Source organism: Streptomyces calidiresistens (assembly GCF_014141525.1).
In the GTDB taxonomy this organism is placed as follows: Bacteria; Actinomycetota; Actinomycetes; order Streptomycetales; family Streptomycetaceae; genus Streptomyces; species Streptomyces calidiresistens.
This window is the reverse complement of sequence record NZ_VKHS01000390.1, coordinates 1-5,100: the sequence shown is the minus strand read 5'-3', so window position 1 is coordinate 5,100 and position 5,100 is coordinate 1. Positions and strand designations below refer to the sequence as shown.

Genomic DNA, 5,100 nt, shown 5'->3' with positions numbered 1-5,100 from the left:
GGGCGGGACCCGGTGGGCGGGAGGTGCGCAGCATCTCCAGTACGGCCCTCTCGATCGGGCCCCGGGTGGCGGGCAGGCCCTCGCCCACTCCGCGCCCCAGGTCCTCCAGTGCGCCGGCGACGGTCACCCCCTCCTCGTACAGTTCGATCACCGCCGGGTTGATGTAGGAGGCGCGGCAGACGGCGGGGGTGTTGCCGAGGTGGGCGGCGACCTCGCGCACGGCCCGGCCGATGGCGCGGCGCCGGGCCGTCTCGGTGCGGGCCACCGGTTGCGAGACGGCCAGGGCGACGGCGGCCAGGACGGTGGCGTGCCAGGTGCGGAAGTCCTTGGCGGTGAGTTCCACCCCCTCGCCCGCCTCGCGCAGGTAGGCGTTGACCTCCTCCCCCGACACGTTCCGCCACGCCGGGCGATCCCAGTACGCGAACAGGCGGTCGCCGCCGGAGCGCCGCCGCTTCAGGGCGATGACCGACCGCAGGATCTCCGGCGCCGCCACGGCCTGCTCCTGCCATTGCCCGTGCTTGGCGGGGTAGTTGAAGGTGACCACTCCGCGTCGGATCCCGACGTGCTCGCGCAGCAGGGTGGTCAGCCCGTAGGAGCCGTTCTCGTTCGCGTAGCGGTCGCCGCCGATCCGGAAGAAACCGAGGTCGAGGAGGGACGCGCCGGTGGCCAGGACGCGTTCGCGGCGCAGGCCGCGGCCGGTCAGCTCCACTGCGGTGCGTTCGCGCAGCCGGGGCAGGACCTCGGCGACCTCCAGGACGTGCTCGTGCTTGGCCCGCTCCTGCTCGGCGCGGAAGCGGGGGTGGTAGAGGTACTGGCGGCGTCCCGCGGCGTCGGTGCCGACGGCCTGGAGGTGGCCGTTGGGCAGGGGGCAGATCCACACGTCGCGCCAGGCGGGCGGGATGACCAGGCCCTTGATCCGCTCCAGGTGGGCGGGGTCGCGCAGGGGGCGGCCCTCGGTGTCCAGGTACCGGAAGCCCTTCCCGTGGCGACGACGGGTGAAGCCCGGGTCGGTGGGGCGGGTGTGGCGCAGACGCATCGGTCCTCCGGTTCCCGTTCCCGTTCGCGCGGCCGGACCCGATCCGACGGGCCCGTCACCGGGCGTTTTCCCCGGAACTGACGGGTCATGGGTGAAGCCCCGGGGCGGCGGTGACGGCGGTGTCCCACGGCAGGATGTCACGTGCCCCCGCCGACGGACCGCCCATCCGGCGGACCGCCGGGTGGGCGGTCCGGGGCCGGGTGCGGTTCGTCTGGAAACGAAGTCGGAGACAAAGACGCGTTCCTGTCGGGAGGTCACCGACCGCCGGTGCCGGCGCCCGGGTTTTCCCCGTGGGGCCGGACAGCGGTGGCGAGGAGGATGACCTCCTGCGCGGTCCAACAGTCGGCGGCCTCGGTGGCGATCTCCGTCCCGCACCCGGCGCAGACGAGGTTGGGGCCGTCCGAACCGCTGGGGCCGCAACAACCACTGCGACGGACGCGGATCGGGCTCGGGCTTGTATGCCGGACGTCCGCCGGAGACAGCACGATGCCGACGGCCCGATCGACCGGCACGCACTCCCCCACGCCGTCCGGACTTCCGGGCCCGGGGTTTTCCACGGCGGGCACCCCGTAGGGGCGGGGATCGACGGCGAAGGTGCCGGGTGCCATACGCGGCGGGCACTCCCGGCCGTCCTCCATGTGATGGGGCGCGAGGGCATCCTCGGGATCGGGCAGCGGCACCTGCCGGACGGGGCCCGTCAGCTCCGTCCGACACCTCCCGCAGCGGAATGTCGTCACTGGTTCAGGATGCCGGTCCCACCCCGGTGGAGCCGGCGGTTTTCGGGGGACGGGAAGGAGGGTGGGCACTCCCGTCCGGTCGCGGGGAGCGACCGAACGGCTGGTGACCAAACCGGCACCACGTCACCGCCGCAGTTTCGGAACGCCCCGGCCCGAGTCCACGGAACCGCGCGAAGCAGCGTGATGAAACCCGGAAGGCACTTGCGACAGACCCCGGGGCTCCGTCGAGTGGCCTCCTCACACGCCGGCAGCGCTCCGTGGCCCGTCGTTTCACTCGACCACGACGGCTTGGATTTCGGTCACCGGCACGGGCGTCTCCACCCACTCGGTCTCGATCGTCTCCGGAAGGCCGGCGAGGTTCAAAGGAGTTCCGTTGTTCTCGAACCGCACGTCGTAGAGCAATCGGGCGCGAGCCGGGTAAGCGGCGGAGCCGTTCGCGGCCGCCGCTGTTCCCCGCGTGGACGCCTTCGTGTAGGCGTGGGAGCATCCCTCCGACTCGTCCACCACAAACGGACATCCCAGGACGCCGGATCCGTCTCCCGGGTCGACTTCCATGCGGTTGGGCTCGGCGATCGCCACGACTCCTCCGGCCGAGGTTCCCCGGAGCGGGTCACGTGAGGCCCCCTCGGCCCACCACCACGTGTCGACGAAGATCACAGTCTGTTCGGGGGGATTGAACGCCAGGGAGAACTCCGGCAGCACCAGACGCCCGTACGCCTGCCAGGCCAGCTGCTCGAGCGACAGCTCGTCCGGGATGAACCATCCCCAATCGCCGTAGGCTCGGGCCCCGTCCGGCCCGTAGCACGCTTTATAGGTGTACACCGAGTCCTCGGTGGGCTGTCCTTCCGGCCAGTCCTCGGGATCCGGATACACAGTCGACGGGAAGTTGATGAAGCAGGCGTACACACCTTCACAGAACCGGGAGGTGGAGGCGTCCTTGCGCCCTTTCACCTCCACCAGAGCCAGATCACAGGCCGACGCGGCTCCGCCGCCTCCGGTGCCGGGCCCACCCGCCCCACCCGGCCCCGTGATCAGACACCGGTACTCAACGCTGCCCCCTCCGAGATCGACGAGGATCTTGTCCTCGTCGGTACAGAGTTGAGCGGAAGCCCGCTCCTCACCCACGAAGAGCAGGGCAGCGGCGAGGAGAACGGTGACGCCTCCGACCCCCACGGTGTGCCCGGCTCTCAGCATGTGAGTACCGCCTCTTCCGAGGGACGCTCCTCACTGATCAACCACGTTCCGGAGGTGCGTTCCGCGAGAACGACCCGAGGCGACTTCCCGGCCGACTGAATCGGCAGATTCTCGCCGTTGCGGACCGCTGTCCAGTTCTCCGGATCGACACACGACTCGATGCGGGCGGAGTCATCGGAGATCAACTCCACGACGGGATCGTCCACGGCCGGCTCCCCCTCCCGGCGGATCCCGTCATCCTTCATCGGCTGAACACGCGAAATCTGTTCTTCGGTCACCCCGGGGGTGGCGATGCCCTCGAAAAGACCCGGGTCGAGGGCGTCGCCGTTCTCAAGAGCGATGAGCGCTTTCCAGTAGTCCCGGTAAAGCTGTTCCAGAGCCGCGACATCGGCTTCCTCCGTGCCCGTCTCCTCGCCTTCGGCGGCACCGGTCGGGGATTCGGGTGGGGCTGTCTCCGCGCCCATGATCTCCCCCGCCCCCTCCTGTTCCTCTCCGGAGGAGGAGCAGCCCGCTGTCAGACACGCGACCGCTGTCAAAAGAACTGCGAGGACACGGGCACGCACAGTCGTCGGTTTCATCACGCGCCTCAGGCTACTGGGTGGGCCGGGAAGGCTGATATCCCGTCCTTCCCAACTGTGGTGATCTCACGTCACCCGAAGTACCGGATCACCTTCTCCGGTGGCGTCCCGTCGTTGATCCATGCCCGGGCAATGTGTGCGGCGGACGGGAGGAAGTCGCCCAAGGGCCCGTCCCCTTCGGCCGGTTCGCCGGAGCGGTTTCCATCGGCGAGGGACAGGACGAGTGTCCCCCGGCGGACGCCGTCGGCGTCGGCGGGGAAGACTTCCCCGCCTGCGGTGTCCAGGACGAGGTGGGCGGTCCGGTCTCCCCCGTCGTGGAGCACCCGGTACAGGTGGAGGGGCCCGGTGCTCCGGATCAGCGCCGCGTGGAACGACATGCTCATGGGACGCCTTCCGGGGTGGGACGACGGACGGGGTGGCAGGCCCATCATGCCCGGTGGGGCCGGGTGTCGACCCGGAAACGAGGGGTCACGGGTCGGGGCCCGGGGTGGTCGGGACGGCCGAGCCCGGCCGGTGTGCGGATCGGCTCTCACCGCTCCGGTTTGGTGATCGTGAAGAGCACCCGCAGCACCAGCACCGAACTGATCAGCAGCATGTTGTAGCCGAAGATGTCGAACAGCCGCAGGGAGTCGGATACGTGGGGGCCGCCCTCGATGGCCAGCAGCAGGATGCCCAGGACCCCGGTCAGTCCGCCGACGAAGGCGAGCAGGACGTCACGGACGATGCCCCGGATGAAACGTCGGTCCCGTTCGTCGGCGAGCAGGCGCACGTTGATGCCGAGCCTGCCGTGCTCCAGCGCGCTGCTGATGCGCTCCGCCCGGCGCGGCAGGCGGAGCAGCATCGGCAGCACGGCGGCGGCCTCGTCCGTCAGCGACCGGGCCAGGTGCCGGGGGGAGAGGTTGCGGGTGAGTTCGGAGGCGGCGAAGGAGCGTGCCTCCTGCACGATGTCGAACCCCGGCATGATCCGGTTCAGGGAGCCCTCGACGGTGGTCAGGGCGCGGAAGGCCGCGGCCACCTCGGGCGGCACGGTCAGGCCGTACTGGGAGACGATCACGAAGAGGTCGGTGAACATCTCGTGGCTGGGAGGGGTGCCCGCGGTCATGTGGCGGGCCGTGAAGCGGCCCAGCGCGCGTTGGAAGCGCTCCTCGTCGATCTCGTCGGGGCGTTCCACGAGTTCCAGCAGGCTGTCGGACATCGCCGTCGGATCGTTGCGGTCGATCGCCAGGAGCAGGTTGCGCAGGCTGGAGCGGAGCATCTGGTCGATCCGCCCCACGGAGCCGAAGTCCACCAGGCCCAGTCGGCCGTCCTCCAGGACCAGGATGTTCCCCGGGTGGGGGTCGGCGTGGAAGACCCCCTTGGTCATGATCTGTTCCAGCAGGCAGCCCAGCAGGTCGCGGGCGAGCGCCGCGCGGTCCAGGCCGCGTTCCTCGATGACGGGGTCGGCCCGGTTCAGGGTGACCCCATCGAGCCATTCGACGACCAGGACCCGTTCGGTGCACAGGTCCTGGTGGACCCGGGGGAAGCGCACGCGGGGGGTGGTACCCCTGTCTCTTAT

At 70.3% G+C, this 5,100-nt stretch carries 6 protein-coding genes; all 6 read right to left on the bottom strand.

All coding sequences use genetic code 11. The features are described from left to right. The coding region (locus FOE67_RS16090; protein ID WP_182664874.1) for a DNA topoisomerase IB at positions 1–1,036 on the bottom strand (1,036 nt) is incomplete at its 3' end. Positions 1,037–1,290: 254 nt separating this feature from the next. Further along, positions 1,291–1,773 (bottom strand): hypothetical protein, encoded by a 483-nt coding sequence (locus FOE67_RS16085; protein ID WP_182664872.1) that lies wholly within the window; start codon positions 1,771–1,773, stop codon positions 1,291–1,293. 270 nt (positions 1,774–2,043) lie between these two features. Continuing rightward, on the bottom strand, positions 2,044–2,967 hold the full coding sequence (locus FOE67_RS16080; protein ID WP_182664871.1) for a hypothetical protein: 924 nt from the start codon (positions 2,965–2,967) through the stop codon (positions 2,044–2,046). Further along, entirely contained in the window at positions 2,961–3,548 is a 588-nt protein-coding gene (locus FOE67_RS16075) for a hypothetical protein (RefSeq protein ID WP_182664869.1), read from the bottom strand. The genes FOE67_RS16080 and FOE67_RS16075 overlap by 7 nt, the downstream gene beginning before the upstream one ends. 68 nt (positions 3,549–3,616) lie before the next feature. Further along, positions 3,617–3,928, bottom strand: a complete 312-nt coding sequence (locus FOE67_RS16070; RefSeq protein ID WP_182664867.1) for a hypothetical protein — start codon at positions 3,926–3,928, stop codon at positions 3,617–3,619. Positions 3,929–4,074: 146 nt separating this feature from the next. Further along, positions 4,075–5,100 (bottom strand): ABC1 kinase family protein (locus FOE67_RS16065; protein ID WP_182664865.1); only part of this gene is annotated, 1,026 nt, incomplete at its 5' end.